The sequence below is a fragment of the Pseudomonas sp. S60 genome, assembly GCF_016647865.1.
GTDB classification, from domain to species: domain Bacteria; phylum Pseudomonadota; class Gammaproteobacteria; order Pseudomonadales; family Pseudomonadaceae; genus Aquipseudomonas; species Aquipseudomonas parafulva.
Genome location: NZ_JACVVH010000035.1, coordinates 46,798 through 64,203 on the forward strand (window position 1 = coordinate 46,798; position 17,406 = coordinate 64,203).

General features: G+C 62.9%; 14 protein-coding genes and 2 pseudogenes. 5 read left to right on the forward strand and 11 right to left on the reverse strand.

Annotated features, from left to right (window positions below):
* Positions 1–54: 54 nt before the first annotated feature.
* From IAE33_RS17720 to IAE33_RS17735, 4 genes are read right to left on the reverse strand one after another with little or no spacing between them, the layout of a single operon-like run.
* A complete protein-coding gene (locus IAE33_RS17720; protein ID WP_028632549.1) occupies positions 55–258 on the reverse strand; it encodes a formate dehydrogenase subunit delta in 204 nt (67 codons plus the stop codon).
* On the reverse strand, positions 255–3,125 hold the full coding sequence (gene fdhF / locus IAE33_RS17725; RefSeq protein WP_201164468.1) for a formate dehydrogenase subunit alpha: 2,871 nt from the start codon (positions 3,123–3,125) through the stop codon (positions 255–257). Before fdhF ends, IAE33_RS17720 begins: the two co-directional genes overlap by 4 nt.
* The gene (locus IAE33_RS17730; protein ID WP_201164469.1) at positions 3,122–4,681 is read right to left on the reverse strand and encodes a formate dehydrogenase beta subunit; all 1,560 of its coding nucleotides are present in this window, start codon (positions 4,679–4,681) and stop codon (positions 3,122–3,124) included. The genes fdhF and IAE33_RS17730 overlap by 4 nt, the downstream gene beginning before the upstream one ends.
* A complete protein-coding gene (locus tag IAE33_RS17735) occupies positions 4,675–5,157 on the reverse strand; it encodes a formate dehydrogenase subunit gamma (protein ID WP_201164470.1) in 483 nt (160 codons plus the stop codon). Before IAE33_RS17735 ends, IAE33_RS17730 begins: the two co-directional genes overlap by 7 nt.
* Positions 5,158–5,683: 526 nt before the next feature.
* On the opposite strand from IAE33_RS17735, the gene IAE33_RS17740 reads away from it, so the two are divergent.
* The gene (locus IAE33_RS17740) at positions 5,684–6,013 is read left to right on the forward strand and encodes a hypothetical protein (protein ID WP_201164471.1); all 330 of its coding nucleotides are present in this window, start codon (positions 5,684–5,686) and stop codon (positions 6,011–6,013) included.
* A gap of 81 nt (positions 6,014–6,094) precedes the next feature.
* On the opposite strand, the gene IAE33_RS17745 is transcribed toward IAE33_RS17740, so the two are convergent.
* The 6 genes and pseudogenes from IAE33_RS17745 to IAE33_RS24815 all read right to left on the reverse strand — a co-directional run.
* Positions 6,095–7,735, reverse strand: coding sequence for a methyl-accepting chemotaxis protein (locus IAE33_RS17745; protein WP_201164472.1), 1,641 nt, complete (start codon positions 7,733–7,735; stop codon positions 6,095–6,097).
* A 298-nt stretch (positions 7,736–8,033) separates the two neighbouring features.
* Entirely contained in the window at positions 8,034–10,547 is a 2,514-nt protein-coding gene (locus IAE33_RS17750; RefSeq protein WP_201164473.1) for a TonB-dependent siderophore receptor, read from the reverse strand.
* A 123-nt stretch (positions 10,548–10,670) separates the two neighbouring features.
* Positions 10,671–11,504, reverse strand: coding sequence for a FecR family protein (locus IAE33_RS17755; protein WP_201164474.1), 834 nt, complete (start codon positions 11,502–11,504; stop codon positions 10,671–10,673).
* A gap of 3 nt (positions 11,505–11,507) precedes the next feature.
* Positions 11,508–12,044, reverse strand: coding sequence for an RNA polymerase sigma factor (locus IAE33_RS17760; RefSeq protein ID WP_201164475.1), 537 nt, complete (start codon positions 12,042–12,044; stop codon positions 11,508–11,510).
* A 105-nt stretch (positions 12,045–12,149) separates the two neighbouring features.
* Positions 12,150–12,353 (reverse strand): annotated as a pseudogene (locus IAE33_RS24995) (methyl-accepting chemotaxis protein); the annotation flags it as partial.
* Positions 12,354–12,407: 54 nt separating this feature from the next.
* A pseudogene (locus IAE33_RS24815) lies at positions 12,408–13,433 on the reverse strand (PAS domain-containing protein); the annotation flags it as partial.
* A 248-nt stretch (positions 13,434–13,681) separates the two neighbouring features.
* On the opposite strand from IAE33_RS24815, the gene IAE33_RS17770 reads away from it, so the two are divergent.
* Complete coding sequence (locus IAE33_RS17770; protein WP_201164477.1) at positions 13,682–14,587, forward strand: AraC family transcriptional regulator; 906 nt, start codon at positions 13,682–13,684, stop codon at positions 14,585–14,587.
* 13 nt (positions 14,588–14,600) lie between these two features.
* Here IAE33_RS17770 and IAE33_RS17775 read toward each other — a convergent pair whose 3' ends face one another.
* Positions 14,601–15,098, reverse strand: coding sequence for a GNAT family N-acetyltransferase (locus tag IAE33_RS17775; RefSeq protein WP_201164478.1), 498 nt, complete (start codon positions 15,096–15,098; stop codon positions 14,601–14,603).
* Positions 15,099–15,249: 151 nt separating this feature from the next.
* On the opposite strand from IAE33_RS17775, the gene IAE33_RS17780 reads away from it, so the two are divergent.
* The 3 genes from IAE33_RS17780 to dusA all read left to right on the forward strand — a co-directional run bounded on the left by IAE33_RS17780 (position 15,250) and on the right by dusA (position 17,319).
* Positions 15,250–15,582, forward strand: a complete 333-nt coding sequence (locus tag IAE33_RS17780) for a DUF7693 family protein (RefSeq protein WP_201164479.1) — start codon at positions 15,250–15,252, stop codon at positions 15,580–15,582.
* Between the two features lie 49 nt (positions 15,583–15,631).
* Positions 15,632–16,204 (forward strand): SH3 domain-containing protein, encoded by a 573-nt coding sequence (locus IAE33_RS17785; RefSeq protein WP_236406846.1) that lies wholly within the window; start codon positions 15,632–15,634, stop codon positions 16,202–16,204.
* Between the two features lie 116 nt (positions 16,205–16,320).
* A complete protein-coding gene (gene dusA / locus IAE33_RS17790; protein ID WP_201164480.1) occupies positions 16,321–17,319 on the forward strand; it encodes a tRNA dihydrouridine(20/20a) synthase DusA in 999 nt (332 codons plus the stop codon).
* Positions 17,320–17,406 lie beyond the last annotated feature (87 nt).

A 17,406-nucleotide genomic window follows, 5' to 3' on the forward strand; every position in this document is an offset into this window, starting at 1 on the left:
CTGGACGGCGTGGGCTGCCTCCGCGCCTTACTGGAGGCAGCCCACTGACCGGTTTCAGCCCAACGCCTCCTTCACCTTCGGGTCCAGCCCCTCCCCGGCATGTTCGTCGATCCACGCCAGCAATTGCCTGCGCATCGACGGTGTCCAGAAGCTGTGAAGGTGCTGGCGTACCCCTTGCACGGCCAGCGCCCGGTTAGGTTCGCTGTCGAAATAATGGGCAATCTGGTTGGCCATCTTCACCAGGCTGTCATTGCTCATTGGCGCACCTCGGCTTTCTCCGCTTTGCGGCGCTCCTGCAGCAGGCGCCGCTGTTCGTCACTGAAGTCCTGATAACGCTTCTGCCACTGGGACGGTTGGAACACCTTCACCACTTCCACCGCCGTGACCTTGTATTCAGGGCAGTTGGTGGCCCAGTCGGAGTTGTCGGTGGTGATTACGTTGGCCCCGGACTCGGGGAAATGGAACGTGGTGTACACCACCCCCGGCGCCACCCGCCCGCTCACACGGGCGCGCAGCACCGTTTGCCCGGCCCGGCTGCCAATGCCCACCCAGTCACCGTCCTGGATACCCCGGCTCTCGGCATCGGTGGGGTGGATTTCCAGGCGGTCGGCGTCGTGCCAGGCCACGTTGCCAGTGCGCCGCGTCTGCGCGCCCACGTTGTACTGGCTGAGGATGCGCCCAGTGGTCAGCAGCAACGGGTAGCGACCGTTGACCTTCTCGTCGGTAGGCACGTACCCGGTGAGCATGAAGCGGCCCTTGCCGCGCACAAACTGGTCGATGTGCATGGTCGGCGTGCCATCGGGCGCGGCATCGTTGCAGGGCCACTGCAAGCTGCCGTGGCGTTCGATCTCGGCGTAGCTCACACGGTGGAACGACGGCGTCAGGCGGGCGATCTCGTCCATGATCTCGGACGGGTGGCGGTAGTTCATCGGGTAGCCCAGGGCGTTGGCCAAGGCCACGGTGGCCTCCCAGTCAGCCTTGCCGGCCAACGGCTCCATCACCTTGCGCACCCGCGAAATACGCCGTTCGGCATTGGTAAAGGTACCGTCCTTCTCAAGGAACGAGCTGCCGGGCAAGAACACGTGGGCGAACTTGGCGGTTTCGTTGAGGAAGATGTCCTGTACCACCACGCATTCCATGGCCAGCAAGGCTGCGGTCACGTGCTGGGTATTCGGGTCACTCTGGGCAATGTCTTCGCCCTGGCAGTACAGCGCTTTGAAACTACCGTCCAATGCGGCTTCGAACATGTTCGGGATACGCAGGCCCGGGTCGGGCTGCAGGGTCACGCCCCAGGCCTGTTCGAACTCGGCGCGCACGCTCTCGTTGGAAATATGCCGGTACCCGGGCAACTCATGGGGGAACGAGCCCATGTCGCACGAACCCTGCACGTTGTTCTGCCCGCGCAGCGGGTTCACCCCTACCCCTTCGCGGCCGATGTTGCCGGTGGCCATGGCCAGGTTGGCGATCCCCATCACCGCCGTGCTGCCCTGGCTGTGCTCGGTCACCCCCAGGCCATAGTAGATGGCCGCGTTGCCACCGGTGGCGTACAACCGGGCGGCCGCACGGATCTCTGCAGCGGGTACGCCACAGACCGGGCCCAGTACCTCAGGGGCGTTTTCCGGCAGGCTGACGAAGTCGCGCCAGCGGGCGAAGTCCTCGGTTTCGCAACGGGCGTCGATAAAGCGCTGGGCCAGCAGGCCTTCGGTGACCACCACATGGGCCAGGGCGTTGAGCATGGCCACGTTGGTGCCTGGGCGCAGTTGCAAGTGCAACTCGGCGCGGGCATGGGGCGAGTCCACCAGGTCGATGCGCCGTGGGTCGATCACGATCAGCCGGGCACCCTGGCGCAAGCGGCGCTTGAGCTGCGAGCCGAACACCGGGTGCGCATCGGTCGGGTTGGCACCGATCACCAGCACCACGTCGGCCTTCATCACCGAGTCGAAGCTCTGTGTACCCGCCGATTCCCCCAGCGTCTGCTTGAGGCCATAGCCGGTGGGGGAATGGCACACCCGCGCGCAGGTGTCGACGTTGTTGTTGCCGAACGCGGTACGCACCAGTTTCTGTACCAGGTACGCCTCTTCGTTGGTACAGCGGCTGGAGGTGATGCCACCGATTGAATCACGCCCGTATTTGAGCTGGATGCGGCGCAGTTCGCTGGCGGCGTAGGTAACCGCTTCTTCCCAGCTCACTTCCTGCCACGGGTCTTCCAGGCGCTTGCGGATCATGGGCTTGGTGATGCGGTCCGGGTGGGTGGCGTAACCCCAGGCAAAACGCCCTTTGACGCAGGCGTGGCCATGGTTGGCCCCGCCGTTCTTGTCCGGCACCATGCGCACCAGCTGGTCGCCTTTCATCTCGGCGCGGAACGAGCAGCCCACGCCGCAGTAGGCGCAGGTGGTGATCACCGCGCGTTCCGGCTGGCCCAGCTGCACCAGGCTCTTTTCAGTCAGGGTTGCCGTCGGGCAGGCCTGCACGCAGGCACCGCACGAAACGCACTCGGAACTGAGGAAATCATCGCCACCGGCGGCCGCCACCCGGGACTCGAACCCACGGCCGGTGATGGTCAGAGCAAAGGTGCCCTGGATGTCCTCGCAGGCCCGCACGCAGCGGCTGCACACGATGCATTTGCTGGGCTCGTAGTTGAAATACGGGTTGGAAAGGTCCTTCTTTTCGGCCAGGTGGTTGGCGCCGTCGTAGCCATAGCGCACCTCGCGCAAGCCGACCTGCCCGGCCACGGTCTGCAGCTCGCAGTTGCCATTGGCCGAACAGGTCAGGCAGTCCAGCGGGTGGTCGGAAATGTACAGCTCCATCACATTGCGCCGCAGGCCCGCCAGGCGCGGCGTCTCGGTGCGCACCACCATGCCTTCGCTGACCGGGGTGGTGCAGGAGGCCGGGTAGCCGCGCATGCCTTCGATTTCCACCATGCACATGCGGCACGAACCGAACGCCTCCAGGCTGTCGGTGGCGCACAATTTGGGAATGCTGGTGCCCAGCATGGCCGCAGCGCGCATCACCGAGGTACCGGCCGGCACGCTGATGGCGCGGCCATCGATGTTCAGGCTGACCTGCACGTCGCTGTCACGGGCTGGGGTGCCCAGGTCGGTTTCCGGGTCGAAGTAGTTGATCATTGCGCGGCCTCCGTTTGGGTCAGCCCGAAATCGGCAGGGAAGTACTTGAGGGCGCTGGCCACCGGGTAGGCAGTCATGCCGCCCATGGCGCACAGCGAACCGTACTGCATGGTGTCGCACAGGTCGCGCAGCAGCAGCGCGTTGTCGTGGCGGTCGGTGATGCTCTGGCTGGCGATCAGCCGGTCCACCACCTCCATGCCGCGGGTGGAACCGATGCGACACGGGGTGCACTTGCCACAGGACTCTTCTGCGCAGAACTGCAGGGCAAACCGCGCCATGCTGGCCATGTTCAGGGTATCGTCGGCCACCACCACCCCGCCATGGCCGAGCATGGCGCCCATGGCGGCAAACGCTTCGTAGTCCAGCGGCGTGTCAAAGTGGCTGGGCGGCACCCAGGCGCCGAGCGGGCCACCCACCTGCGCGGCCTTCAGCGGCCGGCCGCTGGCAGTGCCGCCGCCGTAACCCTCCACCAGCTCACGCAGGGTCAGGCCGAAGGCCCGCTCCACCAACCCGCCGTGGCGAATATTGCCGGCCAGCTGGAACGGCATGGTCCCCAACGAGCGGCCCATGCCGAAGTCGCGGTAGAACGCCGCGCCCTTGGCCAGGATGATCGGCACCGAGGCCAGGGTGAGCACGTTGTGCACCAGCGTCGGCAGGCCGAACAACCCCTCGAGCGCCGGCAGCGGCGGCTTGGCACGCACAATGCCGCGCTTGCCTTCTATAGATTCGAGCAGCGCGGTTTCTTCCCCGCAGATGTAGGCACCGGCGCCTACCCGCACCTCCAGCTCGAAGGCCTTGCCACTGCTGGCGACGTTGGCACCCAGGTAGCCCGCCTGCCGCGCGACCACGAACGCCTGGTTCAGGGTGCGGATGGCATCGGGGTATTCGGAACGCACATAGATGTAGCCCATGTCGGCGCCCACGGCCAGGCCTGCGATGATCATGCCTTCGATCAGCAGGAAGGGGTCGCCTTCCATCAGCATGCGGTCGGCAAAGGTGCCGGAGTCGCCCTCGTCGGCATTGCACACCACATACTTCTGCCCACCGGCAGCGCCCCGCACGGTACGCCACTTGATGCCTGCCGGGAACGCAGCGCCACCGCGGCCGCGCAGGCCCGAGTCGAGCACGCTGGCGACCACGTCATCGCCCTTCATCGCTACCGCCGTTTCCAGGCCGGCAAAGCCGCCATGGGCGCGGTAATCCTCCAGTGACAGTGGCCGGGTAATGCCAGCGCGGGCGAACAACAGGCGTTGCTGGGTTTTCAGGTAGGGGATGGCTTCCACCGGGCCGAGTGCCAGCGCATGGCCAACCGCCTCGCCAAGCAGGGCGTCGAACAACGACGGCACATCCTGCGGGGTCACCGGGCCATAGCCCACGCGGCCCTGCACACTGTCACACTCAACCAGGGGCTCCAGCCAGTACAGGCCGCGGGCGCTGGTGCGTTGCACATCGAGCGGCAACTGCCGCTGCAGGGCCTCGCGCTGCAATGCGTCGACCACTTGGTCGGCCCCCACAGCACGGGCTACCGAATCACAAGGTACGTACACCGTCAGCATGCTGCGTCCTCCCGGCAACCGTTCACCAGCTCACGCAGGCGCTCCGGGGTGAGCCGCGCGTGCACCTGCCCGTCCAGCTCCAGGGCCGGCGAACAGGCGCATGCGCCCAGGCAGTACACAGGCCGCAGGCTGATGGCACCGTCTGCGCTGGTGCCATGGTCGTCCAGGGCCAACTGCTGGCGCAGTTGTGCGGCCAAGGCCTCGGCACCGCGGCTCTGGCACGACTCGGCGCGGCAAAGGCGCAGGGTGTGGCGGGCTGGCGGTGTGGTGTGGAAGTCGTGGTAGAAGGTGATCACCCCGCGCACCTCGGCCTGGCTGAGGTTCAGCGCATGGGCGATTTCGGCGACGGCGGCGTCGGGGACAAAACCGATGTCCTGCTGGATGGCATGCAGGATCGGCAGCAACGCGCCAGGGGTGCCCTGGTGGCGTGCCAGAATACGTTCAACGGCGGGCAGGTGAAGCAGTTCATCAGGCATACAGCGGACCTCGGCATCACGGCCCCGCCCCTGTTGTTATGTTGGCGGGTACCGGCGTGTTCTGCTGCGGCGCGCCGGCCACGTCACGGTTGCGTGGTACTGGCGGCCTCCGTGCCCCTGTTCGCGCATCTACGCACACTGATACGGGGGCATCCTCGAAGCATGGCACTTGTGGGCGCAAGCGGATGCGTACGAGCGACCAGGCGCGTCCTGAAACCGACGGATGGGGCAGCCGATCACGGTGCAGCGCCCAGGGGGCCAAGCCCTACGCCTCCAGACCCTCGACGCCACCCACAACTGCGTTTAAGCTGGCGCATTTCCTACGCACGGAACAGCGTATGCCAGGCACATTCCAGGGAAGCTGCCTTTGTGCTGCGGTTGGCTACCAACTGCTCTCCCCGCCCCACTGCCATTGCAGCCTGCGCATCCTTCGCAGCGCTGATCGTATCCATACCGATACCGCAGCCCCGTGGCACCTGCCATCAGGTTCCTCCACCCCCGATTCACCACCCGAAAAGGAAATCCCATGCGTACCCTGAAACTCGCCCTTGCCGCCCTGCCGTTTTTCGTCCTGGCCGGCTGCGGCAATGACGCCCTCGAAGGCACCTATGAACAGACCACCACCGTGATGGGCTTCGAAACCCCCAAGCAAACCTGGGAGTTCTCCAAGGACTACATCATCGCCAATGGCAACAAGCTGAAAGTGGATGAGTGGGAGCGCAAGGATGACGTGGTCACCGCCCGCAACAAGGACGGCATGGCCCTGCTGAACGTTCGTGTACTGGAGGGCGGCAAGCGCCTGGAAGCCATTGGCGGCAGCGAAATGGCCAAGAACGTGTTCGTGCGGGTCGACTGACCCGTTGCGGGCCCAGGCAAGGCCCATCAGGTGCGCCTTGCCTGCCCTGCCCCGCCGCAGGTCAACCCGCACGATCACGCATCACAGCTTGAAGGTGTTGACCAGGGTATTGAACGAAATGGCCAGACGCGACAGTTCCTGGCTGGAAGCGTTGGTCTGGTTGGCCCCTGCCGAGGTCTGGGTCGACAGGTCCTGAATGTTGATCAGGTTGCGGTCCACCTCCCGCGCCACATTGGCCTGCTCTTCCGACGCCGTGGCGATCAACAGGTTGCGGTCGTTGATCTGGGCGATGTTCTGGGCGATCCGCTCAAGCGACTCACCCGTGGCCTTGGCCAACGCCTCGGTGCTGTCTGCCAGGCTGCGGCTGTTGCCCATGGCCTTCACCGCATCGTCGGCACGCGACTGCACACTGGTGATCATGGCTTCGATCTCACCGGTAGACGCCTGGGTACGCGCCGCCAGTGCTCGCACTTCGTCGGCGACCACGGCAAAGCCACGCCCTTGTTCACCGGCACGCGCGGCCTCGATCGCCGCATTGAGCGCCAACAGGTTGGTCTGCTCGGCGATGCCACGGATCACGTCCACCACCTTGGCGATATCACGCACGCTGCCTGCCAGTTCGTCGACAATCACGGTCGACTGGCCGATTTCGCTGTTGACGCTGGTAATGGCCTGCACCGCTTCGCGGGCCTGGTCACGACCACTGGCCGCTTCCTGGCTGGTTTGGCGTGAGGCCTCGGAGGTGGACGTTGCATTACGCGCCACTTCGTCCACCGCTGCGCTCATCTCGGTCACCGCAGTGGCCGCCAGCTGAATCTCGTCGTTCTGCCGCACCAGCCCGCGGGTGCTTTCTTCCGTGACTGCATTCAGTTCTTCGGCGGCGGAGGCCAACTGGTCTGCCGCACTGGCGATCTGCTGAATCGTGGTTTTCAGGTTGTTCTGCATGCCACCCAGCGCGGTCAGCAGTTGGCCGGTTTCATCAGCATGGCCGGTTTCAACCGCTTTGGTGAGGTCGCCGCCCGCAATGCGTTCGGCGTTACGAACAGCCACCGCAATCGGATTGCTGATCACCCGGCTGATAAACATGCCCAGCAGCAGTGCAGCCACGAATGCGACACCAATGCCGATGTACAGGTTGAGCTTGGCAGCCGCCTCACTGTCCTTGGCATCCTGTGCGCCCTCACCGATCTGGCGGTTGTTGGATTCGACCATGATGGTCAGTTCGTCGATCACGGTACGGAAGGCCTGGTGCAAATCGCCGGCCATCAGCAGCCTGGCAGCTGCAAGGTCGCCGCTCTGAATGGTCGCCACGGTCCGGTCGACGACCGCCTGGTAGGCGGGCCAGTCCTTTTCCATCTTGTCGCCGGCCGCACGCTCGTCATCAGCCAAGGGCGTTGCACGATAAACAGCGAAGGCTTTTTCGCTCGTCAGGCGATTCTCTTTCATGGAGGCGAGAATGGCACTGCGTTCCTCTTGCGGCGCATTGGTGGTGGTTGCCGCCAGGAAGCGATAAAGATCACGACTCTGGGCAATTGCACTGGAGCGGGTTTCGGCGGTTTTGGCCACCGACACCAGGTTATTGGAGAACACGAGTTGCAAACTCGAAGACAACGAGCCGATTCCTTGGCTACCGACAACTCCTACAATCAAGGTGATCAATGCGCAAAGCGCGAAGGCGAGGTACAGCTTGATTGCTAGTCTGGCGTCGTAGAACCAATTCATTAGGGAGGCCTGCAATAAAAGGGATGGGCTGCAATTGCACTCAGGCGCTGGCATCAATGCTGTATCGGCGGCACCCCAGTGCCCTGAAGTGCCGTGCGATGTTTTTCATCAACTCAAAAGCCAGGACGATCAGTACGCCCTTGAACGTGACTAATGGCCAATTGCCAAGACACTGACCCCACCCCTGCGCCAAGCGTTCCACTGGTCGATGACATTAATGAAAAAAATGGCGCCACATCGTTGACGCGTATAAAAAACGCCTGCGGTTCAGGCAGGCGTCCGGGCGCAGCAATGCTGCTTACCAGAAGGTGCCACGCAGCGTCAGCACAACGTTGCGCGGCTCGCCATAGTAATTTCCATACTCAGAAGTGCCGACACTCGCGTAATAACGGCGATCGAGCAAATTGTTGCCGTTTAGCGCAACAGTCCAATGATTATCAATATCGTATTCAACCATGGCATCGTAGACCGCATAACCGCTCTGGCTGAAATCATAATCATTGCTGTCTGTCACATTGCCGTTGCCATCAAATCGGTAGGCTTTACCGGTGACGTAAGTGAGGCTCATGGCCGTTACCCCACCCCCCACGCGCCAGCCCTCCAGCGCCCCCTTCAAGTTGTAGACGCTCCACAGTTTCAACAGATGACGGGGCGTTACCGTGCTCGACAGCGTCTCTTCGCTGCTGTTGCGGATCATGTTGTAGGTATATCCCGCCATGATGTCCCACCCCGGCATGATCTCGCCGGTCGCCTCCAGGTCGATGCCTTTGCTGATGACCTTGTCCTGCGCCAGGAAGCAACATGAGCTGCTGTAGCTGAAGGGTGGGTTAGGGTATGCCGGGTCGGTGGCCGCCTGGTGCTCACGGGTGGTGTAGAACAGCGCTGCACTGACATTGAGCGCACCCTGGAACAGCTCTCCTTTGAGGCCGATTTCATAGGTTTTACCGGTCATTGGCTCAAGGGGTGATGGGGAGGCCTCGGGGCCTTGCATTTTCTGCGACTGCGGCTTGAAGACTTCCGAGTAACTGGCATAAGCAGACCACTGTTCGTCCAACGCATAGATCAGCCCACCATAGGGCACCAGCGTGGTCGCTTCGCGGTCGGTGACCCGGTCCTGCTCTTGCCACGGCCCGGTGCCGTCATTGTTGCGCAGGCTATAGGCCTGCTCGAACCTGTAACGCTGGGCGCGGGCGCCGGCCACGAGTTTCAGCGGGTCGGTCAACTGCAGGCGCAGCGTGGTATAGGCGCCGTACTGCTCTCGCGTATTGGGGTTGTAGTCCCGCCAGAAACTCCGGTTGGAGCCCAACTCCGGCAAGGGCGTGGCACCAGGGTTCCACAGGTCGATCAACCCGCCTTTACCGTTGACACCCATGGCAGCGCGCCAGCGACTGGTCACCTTCTGGTAGTCGGCGCCCAGCAGCAATTCGTGCTGGCGGCCAAAGGCGTCGAAGGTGCCCGAGAGGTTGATGTCGAATACGGACTGGTTGCTCCAGCTTGAAACGTAGCTGCCCCACCAGTACGTGCCGGTGTTAGTGGTTTCGTCTACTGAGCCGTAAGGGTTTATACCCTCGACGTTGGCGCTGTTATACGAGTGGGTATAGGAAGCGTTGAGCTTCCAGTCCGGGTTGAAGCTGTGGTCGATCTTGGCAAACCACTCCCGGGTGTAGCTGTCCGACCATGCCCGGTTGGAGGTGAACCAGGTGCTGCGCGGCAGTTTAAGGTCGCCACCCGTGCTGTAGCGCGGCAGGCCGTCCCCGGTACCGTTGTCCTTGACCTTGTCGTAGCTGCCACCCACCGTCAGCATCGTGTCATCGGTAACGTCCGCTTCCAGAATGCCGTACAAGAACGGCTTTTCGGTGCTGCGCTTGTCCATGAAGTATTGGCGGTCGGTGTAGGCCGCCACTACCCGGCCGCGCAGCTTGCCGTCCAGGCCCAGAGGGCCGGTGAGGTCCACTTCGCTGCGGTAGTTGTCCCAGGAGCCTGCAGAAGTGTTCAGTTTCAGCTGGTAGCTGGCCATTGGCCGCTTGCGCACCAGGTTGACGATGCCACCCGGGTCCCCGGTGCCGCCCAACAGCCCACTTGCACCGCGCAATACCTCAACGTGGTCATAGGGCGCCATGTCGTACAGCCGCTCACTGTAGAAGGTGCCCAGCCCGGTGCCGATGTCCATCGGTGACGTGCCGTCGATCTGCACGTTGTCGATACCGAAACCCCGGGAATAGAACTGCTGCGAACTGTAACTGTTGTTGCGCACGGTGATGCCCGGGGTACGCTTCATGGCTTCGGGCAGCGTGGTGATGCGCTGGTCCTCGATCATCTGCTGGCTGATGATGGAAACAGTCTGGGGGGTGTCCTTCAGGCTGGTGGGCGTCTTCGAACCCACGCTGACCAGGCCTGCCGTGTATGACTTGCTGTTTTCGGTCGCCTTACCCATCCCCTGCCCCTGAATGGTGATGGCCCCGAGGGTCAGCGCATTGTCGGCAGTGACCTGTTCGGCGATCACGTAGCTGCCCTCCGCCGTCTTCTCCACACTCAGGCTCGAACCCTGCAACAGCCGTTGCAGCGCCTGATCCACGCTCAAATGGCCAACCAGCGAAGGTGCCTGCCGGCCCGCAGCGGTATCGGTGGCGAACAGGATGCGGCTGCCCGTCTGGCGGGCCAGGGCGTTGAGCGCCTGGTCCAGTTGCTGGGCAGGTACATTTACGTTGTACTGGGCTTCCTGGGCCTGCAGGCTGGAGACCAGCAGCAGGCTTGCCGCCAGTGCCGACAGGCGGCTGACATGGATACGGCGCGGTGGTGTGTGGTTGTTCATGCAGCTCCCCAATGACGCGATCAAAAGTGACGTTCATTGGCAGTGGCGGATGAACGCAGCGCAATGTTGAGGTGCGATGCGAAAAATTCTCGTTAGCTTCTGATAACCGCCCCGGCGACAGCGCTATCGCCTGCTCACAGTAACGGTGCCATTACCGGAGCGGGTCACTATCACGGGCAGAATCGCCGGCAGCAGGTCAATCAGCGATTCGATGGCCGCCGTGTCAAACTCCCCAGATACACGCAGGTGTGCCAAACGCGGGTCTGCCAGGTTGACCGGTGCCTGGCGGTAACGACGGATATCGGCCAGCACCTCGTGCAGCGGTGTGCCATCAAAGCGCAGTTTGCCTTGCTGCCAGGCGCTGGCCTGCGATGGCGCACGTGCTGTCACACGCCCGAGGCGTTGATTGCTCGCCAGCACCTGCTGGCCGCCCTCCAGGCGTTGTGGCGCAACCGAAGCGGTTGAAACCTCCACCGCGCCTTCCACCACCGCAACCGCGACACCGCGGGCGTCGCTGCGCACATTGAATACGGTGCCGATATCCCGCACCGTCACCCCTTGGCTGCGGACGATAAACGGCCTGGCACCGTGCGCAACGGTGAAGGCGGCCTCCCCCTCCAGCAGTTCAAACTGGCGGCTACGCAAGCGGTGTTCGATACGCAGGTGGGTGGCGCTGTTGAGCACCGCGAGGCTGCCGTCGGGCAACTGCAGGCGCTGGCGCTGGGCATAACCGGTGCGCAGGTCATCCGTACGCCAGGCCGGGTCCAACATCCATAACGTGGCCGCCAGGCACAGCACCGAAACCGTGGCGCCCAGCACTTTCTTGCGTGTGCGCTGCCGGGCGGTTTGCGCCTTGGCTTCAGCCAGCACAGCCTCACGCGAAGGCACCCGTTCGCGCACTGCACGTTCGAAGGCCGTAAGTGGGTCGCCCGGGTCGGGCCGACGGGGCTGTGCCATGGCTCAGCCCCGCCCCGCCAATGCCTGCCGCGCAGGCTCCCAGCCCTGGGCAATGCTGCGCATGGCCCGGGCAAAGTGCTGGGTGACCATGTTCACCGAGATCCCCAGTTCACCCGCGATCTCCCGTTGCGGCATGTCGTGAATCCGATGCAGCAGAAACACCTGCCGGGCACGCGCCGGCAACGCGTCGATGATCGCCAGCAGCGCTTCCAACTGTTGCTCGAAGTCCAGCGCTGCGGCGCCATCGAGCTCATGCACATGGCAGTCAGGTACCGAGTCGGTGGGTTCGAAGTACGCCAGACGCGTGTTTTCCGCGCGCCGGCGGTCGATGGCGCGGTTGAAGGATGTGCGGCGCAGAAACGCGAATGGCAGCTTGACCGCCTGTTGCGGCGGTTTCTCCAGCAATTGCAGGCACACGTCATGCACGACGTCTCGGGCGAACTGGCTGCCGTGAAAGCGCCTGCGGATATAGGCGACCAGGTCGTCATAATGCAGGGCCAGCGCACTGATCAGTTCGGCATCAGGGGAAGACTTGGTCATGACCAGACAGGGGCTAATTGGGAGTGAGTCGCATTATATATAAAATGCGACCCCTGCCTACTCTTCCCGATCGCCCAGGGTTCAGGTGCGCATCATGTCAGCCGCTTGCTCGGTGGCCTCGGTGGTGCGCGTGGCCAGCTTGCGCACTTCATCCGCCACCACCGCAAAGCCCCTCCCCGCCTCGCCTGCACGGGCCGCTTCAATGGCCGCGTTCAGTGCCAGCAGGTTGGTCTGGCTGGCAATGCTCTGGATGGTGCCGACAATCTGCGTAAGCTTGACGATGTTCGCTTCCAGCGTGCGCTGGTGGGCCGCCTCGGTATCGCGCATGGCGCTTTGCTGGTGTTCCAGGTCCACGTCCACCAGCGCCCCCACCACCCGCAGTGGCGCACCGTGGGCATCGCGCTTGGTTTGCCCGCGTGCGCGGAACCAGCGGTATTCGCCGCTTTTCATCTTCAACCGGTACTCGATGTCGAAGGGGGTTTTGCCGGAGCGGTCGTTCAGGTGGGCCTGGAACGCTTCCAGGCTGTAGGCCTTGTCTTGCGGATGCAGGCGCGAGGCCCAGCTGTCCAGCACGTCAGGGAATTCCTCCACCGTTTCGAAGCCCAGCAGGCGGCGGAACTGCGGCGACCACCAGAACGGGTTGTTCGGGTTGACCGGGTCACCCGCGATCACTTCCATGTCCCACAAGCCATCGGACAACATCTCCCGTGCCAGCTCGAAACGGGTGATGATCACATCGTGTTCCTGCTCGCGCTGCAGCTCGTCATGGATGTCCCGCAACGCCCCGGCAACCCGCAGCGGCACGCCCCGGCTGTCACGCAGGGTTTCGCCCTGGGCGAAGAACCAGCGGTAGCTGCCGTCCTTCATGGCCAGGCGGTTGCGCACCCGGTAGGGTGTCATGCCCGACTTGTCGTTCAGGTGGCGGGCGAACGCATCCAGTGTGGCGGCCCGGTCATCCGGGTGCAGCCGGTCGGCCCAGCTGGCCAGCACGTTGGGGAAATCGCGCTCGTCGCGAAAGCCCAGCATCTCCCTGAATTGCTGCGACCACCAGAAGCGGTTACGTGGGTTGACCGGGTCGCCAGCCACCACTTCCATGTCCCACAGGCCTTCGCTGGAGGCGCGGTTGACCAGGTCGAAGCGGGTTTCCGAAGCACGGGCACTGGCATCGGCTTCGGCCAGCAACTGGCGCGCAGACTCCAGCTCGCGCTCCAGTTCGGCAATACGGTTGTCCCGCTCTGCGGCTTTCAGTTCGCGTGAAGTCCATTCACTTTGCACGTCTGCCCAGCTGGCCGAGCCACGGCCAGCTCCGGCCTGGGAGGAAGAAGGCAGCGCGGCAGCGAGTTGCCTGAGCACCTGAAGCTCATGGCGGTTACGAAATAGATGAAGCATGGGTTGATACTCGGAGGAAGACGAAGAATGCCGAATCCCTGGCTTGCATGGCACGTTGCAGCGGGTGCACAACGCAGCATCTGCGGTTGCGAGACGCAATCAGTGCATACTCCGACCGCTGCATTGCGCAAAAGGTTGCGTAGCACTGACATCATTACGATATCAGTTTTACAGGCGCAGTCACTGCCCGATGAACACTATTGCCGACAGAGCAACTACGGCTAGGCAACGCACCCGCTGAAGCGGGAATGATAGGCATACCGCAACGTTCAGAGACCCCATCGTTGACCGACCAGACACTGCTCGCCAAGTACGCGAAACGGTTTGATGCCGTACTCGCCCACATTGATGGCCACCTCGACGGTGACCTCTCGGTCGAAACGCTGAGCCGCCTTGCGAATTTTTCGGCGTATCACTTTCACCGACAGTTCAGCGCGTTCATGGGCGTGCCGGTATCGCACTACGTCCAGCTCACCCGGCTGCGCCGCGCGGCACATCAGCTGGCGGCGTCACCACAGGTCTCGGTGGTGCAGGCCGCGCTCGGTGCGGGCTTCGAAAGCCCCGAGGCGTTTTCCAGGGCATTCAGGCGCGCCTTCGGCATGCCCCCTAGCGCCTTTGCCAAGGCGCCCAACTGGAAGGCCTGGAGTGCGGTGTTCGTTGTTCCCCACCTTGCCAGGCGTATCAGCATGCAGATCCGTATCGTGAACTTCTCTGAAACCCGCGTTGCCGCGCTGGACCACCACGGGGCGCCCAACCGCGTGGGCGAAACCGTGGCGCGCTTTCGCCAGTGGCGAATGCAGACCGGCCAATCGCCCGTCGCCAGCTGCCGCACGTTCGGCATCCCCTACGACAACCCAGACACCACCCCCGCCGAGGATTTCCGCTTCGCCGTGTGCGGCGAGATGCGCGATGCCCTGCAGGCCAACACGTATGGCGTGCAAGCGCGGGTGATACCGGCAGGACGGTGCGCGGTGATCCGCCACGTCGGCTCGTTGGACTGCATTGGCGAAACGATCTACCCGGTATACCGGGACTGGCTGCCAGCCAGCGGAGAGGAGCTGCGCGACCATCCGCTGGTATTCGAATACCTGAGTGTGTATCCCGAAACACCGGTAGAGCGGTGGGAGACGGATGTGTATGTGCCGTTGAAATAGGCCGGCTTTGGCACTAATCGGCCTGCTCGTCGGGTACCTGATTCAAGGTGGCCAACATGATCACTTCCGTGGCCGAATACAGGCCATCGATACTGGCCACGACCTTTGCGCCCAGCACTTTTGCGTAAAGCTGCTGGGCAGCGTTGTCGGCACGGGTTGAGACGAGGACCGACTTTATACGTTGGCCCTCGCTGCTCAACGCTTCGGTAACCAAGGCCAGTGACGCCCTGATCAGATGCTCGCCGAAGCCGTGCCCGCGATGCCGGCCGGCCACCGCTATTTGATCGAGTTCCAGCGTGGCCTCGGGGCGAATGCCGGACTTCTGGGCCCAGAAGATATAGCCGGCGATTTCGCCTTCCAGGTCCAACACGAACGCCAGCATTCGCGGTGCGGCGGACAACGTGGCGTGTACCCAGGTTTCGGAGCCCATCTGGCGTGTGAAGGCCTCGCGGTGCAGGGTTGCGATTGGTAGGGTGTCGGCGAGGGTGGCGGGTCTTACTTGGGGATGCATGGCGGGGCCTGGGTTGGGTCAGCGGGTGAGCCATCTGAGTGGGCGGATGGGTGGGTCGTTCAGCAAGTTCGTAGTCAAGCGCGGTGAAGGACTGGCACTTGGTGAAGCAGGATACTATTGGCGGCGGCTCATTAGGAGGCTCGGTGCAGAGATGAACCTGGAAGAATGGGATGAAGCGGTGCCCAATCCGCTCACTGCGCGTGAGGCCTGCCAAGTGCTGCGGGAAGCGCTTTTCGGGCGCCGGACGATGACAATTGTTCGTGGCCAGGTTTCAGAACAATTGGATTGCTTGCATTACGTAGTGGATGTCGATGGCTGGAAGATGCGCATCTGCGCCAACAACGGCGAGCCTGAGTATTGCGAGTTATGTGTGAGCCCGGAGGGCAAGTGCTGGGCGTTCGACCCGGGTGCCCGTATTGATCCGATTGCGTTGCTGTCAGGGTGGGAATATCAGAATCTGCAGCGGTTGCTGACTACACTTTGAAGGGGATGGCTGCGATACCTGCGTTGCTTACTGAATAGGTGCAAGGGATATGCGCAATAAAAGACAGTTATGGCTGCTGCCAATCGTGGTGCTCTTCGTCGTGGTCTGGGCAACCGGAAAAAAGAGCCCGTCTGAAGTTGAGAAGCCGATTAGCCCCACGCCAGTGAGCACCCTTGCGGCCGAGTCGCCAGGTGTGGGGCAAAAACCCTCATCTTCAACACTTGAGCATTTTGTAAACGCTGACAAGCTGAACCTGCGCGCCAGCCCAGGCGGCACGGTGGTTGGCAGCCTTAAACGGGGTGACACTGTGCGAGTTTACGAACGGCGCGCGGATTGGGGTCGCATCAGCCTCGATGGCCAGGCTCCACGTTGGCTTTCGGCCAAGAACCTCTGCACCACAGCAAATTGCTTTGCCAATGCCACGCAAAAAAGGCAGCGGGCGGTTCCGCAGCCTGCTCGCAACGCCGGGCCTACGTATGGTATGTCGTGCCCCTGCTCTTCTGGCCGAGTTTGTATCGGGCCCGCGGTGGTCGCTATTGCATTACCTCTGGGGGTAACAAGCGGTATGGCATTTGACGGGTTTTGTAGCGAGGCCGGGCTGGATGGTTTAGAGCCCAGCTGAAAGCACCCCATCGGCCAAAACCGGACGCGGGATTGCTTCGGTTGATAGACTATGCACCTCCTTGAATACCACTTGGCCTGGCGCGATGCGCCTGGTCATTCAGATACGTGACTTAGATGCCTCAAGACCTGAACAACCAACGCATTGAGCCTTCCCGCCGCTTCAGCGTTGCACCGATGATGGACTGGACCGACCGCCACTGCCGGTTCTTCCTGCGCCTGCTCTCCAAGCACACCCTGCTCTACACCGAAATGGTCACCACCGGTGCCCTGCTGCACAACGACGCCCAGCGCTTTCTACGCCACGATGCCAGCGAACACCCGCTGGCCCTGCAGCTGGGCGGCAGTGTGCCGGCAGACCTGGCGGCCTGCGCCAGGCTCGCCGAGCAGGATGGTTATGACGAGGTCAACCTGAATGTCGGTTGCCCCAGCGACCGGGTGCAGAACAACATGATCGGTGCCTGCCTGATGGCGCATCCGGCGCTTGTGGCTGATTGCGTGAAGGCCATGCGCGATGCGGTGTCGACTCCGGTGACGGTCAAGCACCGCATTGGCATCAATGGGCGCGACAGTTATGCCGAGCTGTGCGATTTTGTCGGCCAGGTGCGCGAGGCTGGGTGCCGCAGCTTCACCGTGCATGCGCGGATCGCCATTCTTGAGGGCTTGTCGCCGAAAGAGAACCGCGAGGTACCGCCGCTGCGCTATGACGTGGCGGCGCAGCTGAAAGCGGATTTCCCAGACCTGGAAATCGTGCTCAACGGTGGTATCAAAACCCTGGCAGAGTGTGAGGCGCACCTGCAAACCTTTGATGGTGTGATGCTGGGGCGCGAGGCTTATCACAACCCTTACTTGCTGGCAGACGTGGACCAGCGGCTGTTTGCCAGCGTTGCGCCGGTGGTTACGCGCAGCGAGGTGATGATGCAGTTGCGGCCTTACATTGTGGCGCATATGGAAAGTGGCGGTGCGATGCACCATGTCACCCGGCATATTCTTGGGCTCGCCCAGGGGTTCAAGGGGGCGCGGCGGTTCAGGCAGTTGCTGTCGGCGGATATTCACAAGGCGGCGGAGCCGCTGGTGGTGTTTGATCAGGCGTTGGAGTTGCTGCAGGGGCGGTGATTTGGGTGGCCTTGGGGTTGGGGCTGCTTTGCAGCCCATCGCGAGCTTTGCTCGCTCCTACGTTTGTTTCGGGCCAATTAGGCCTGT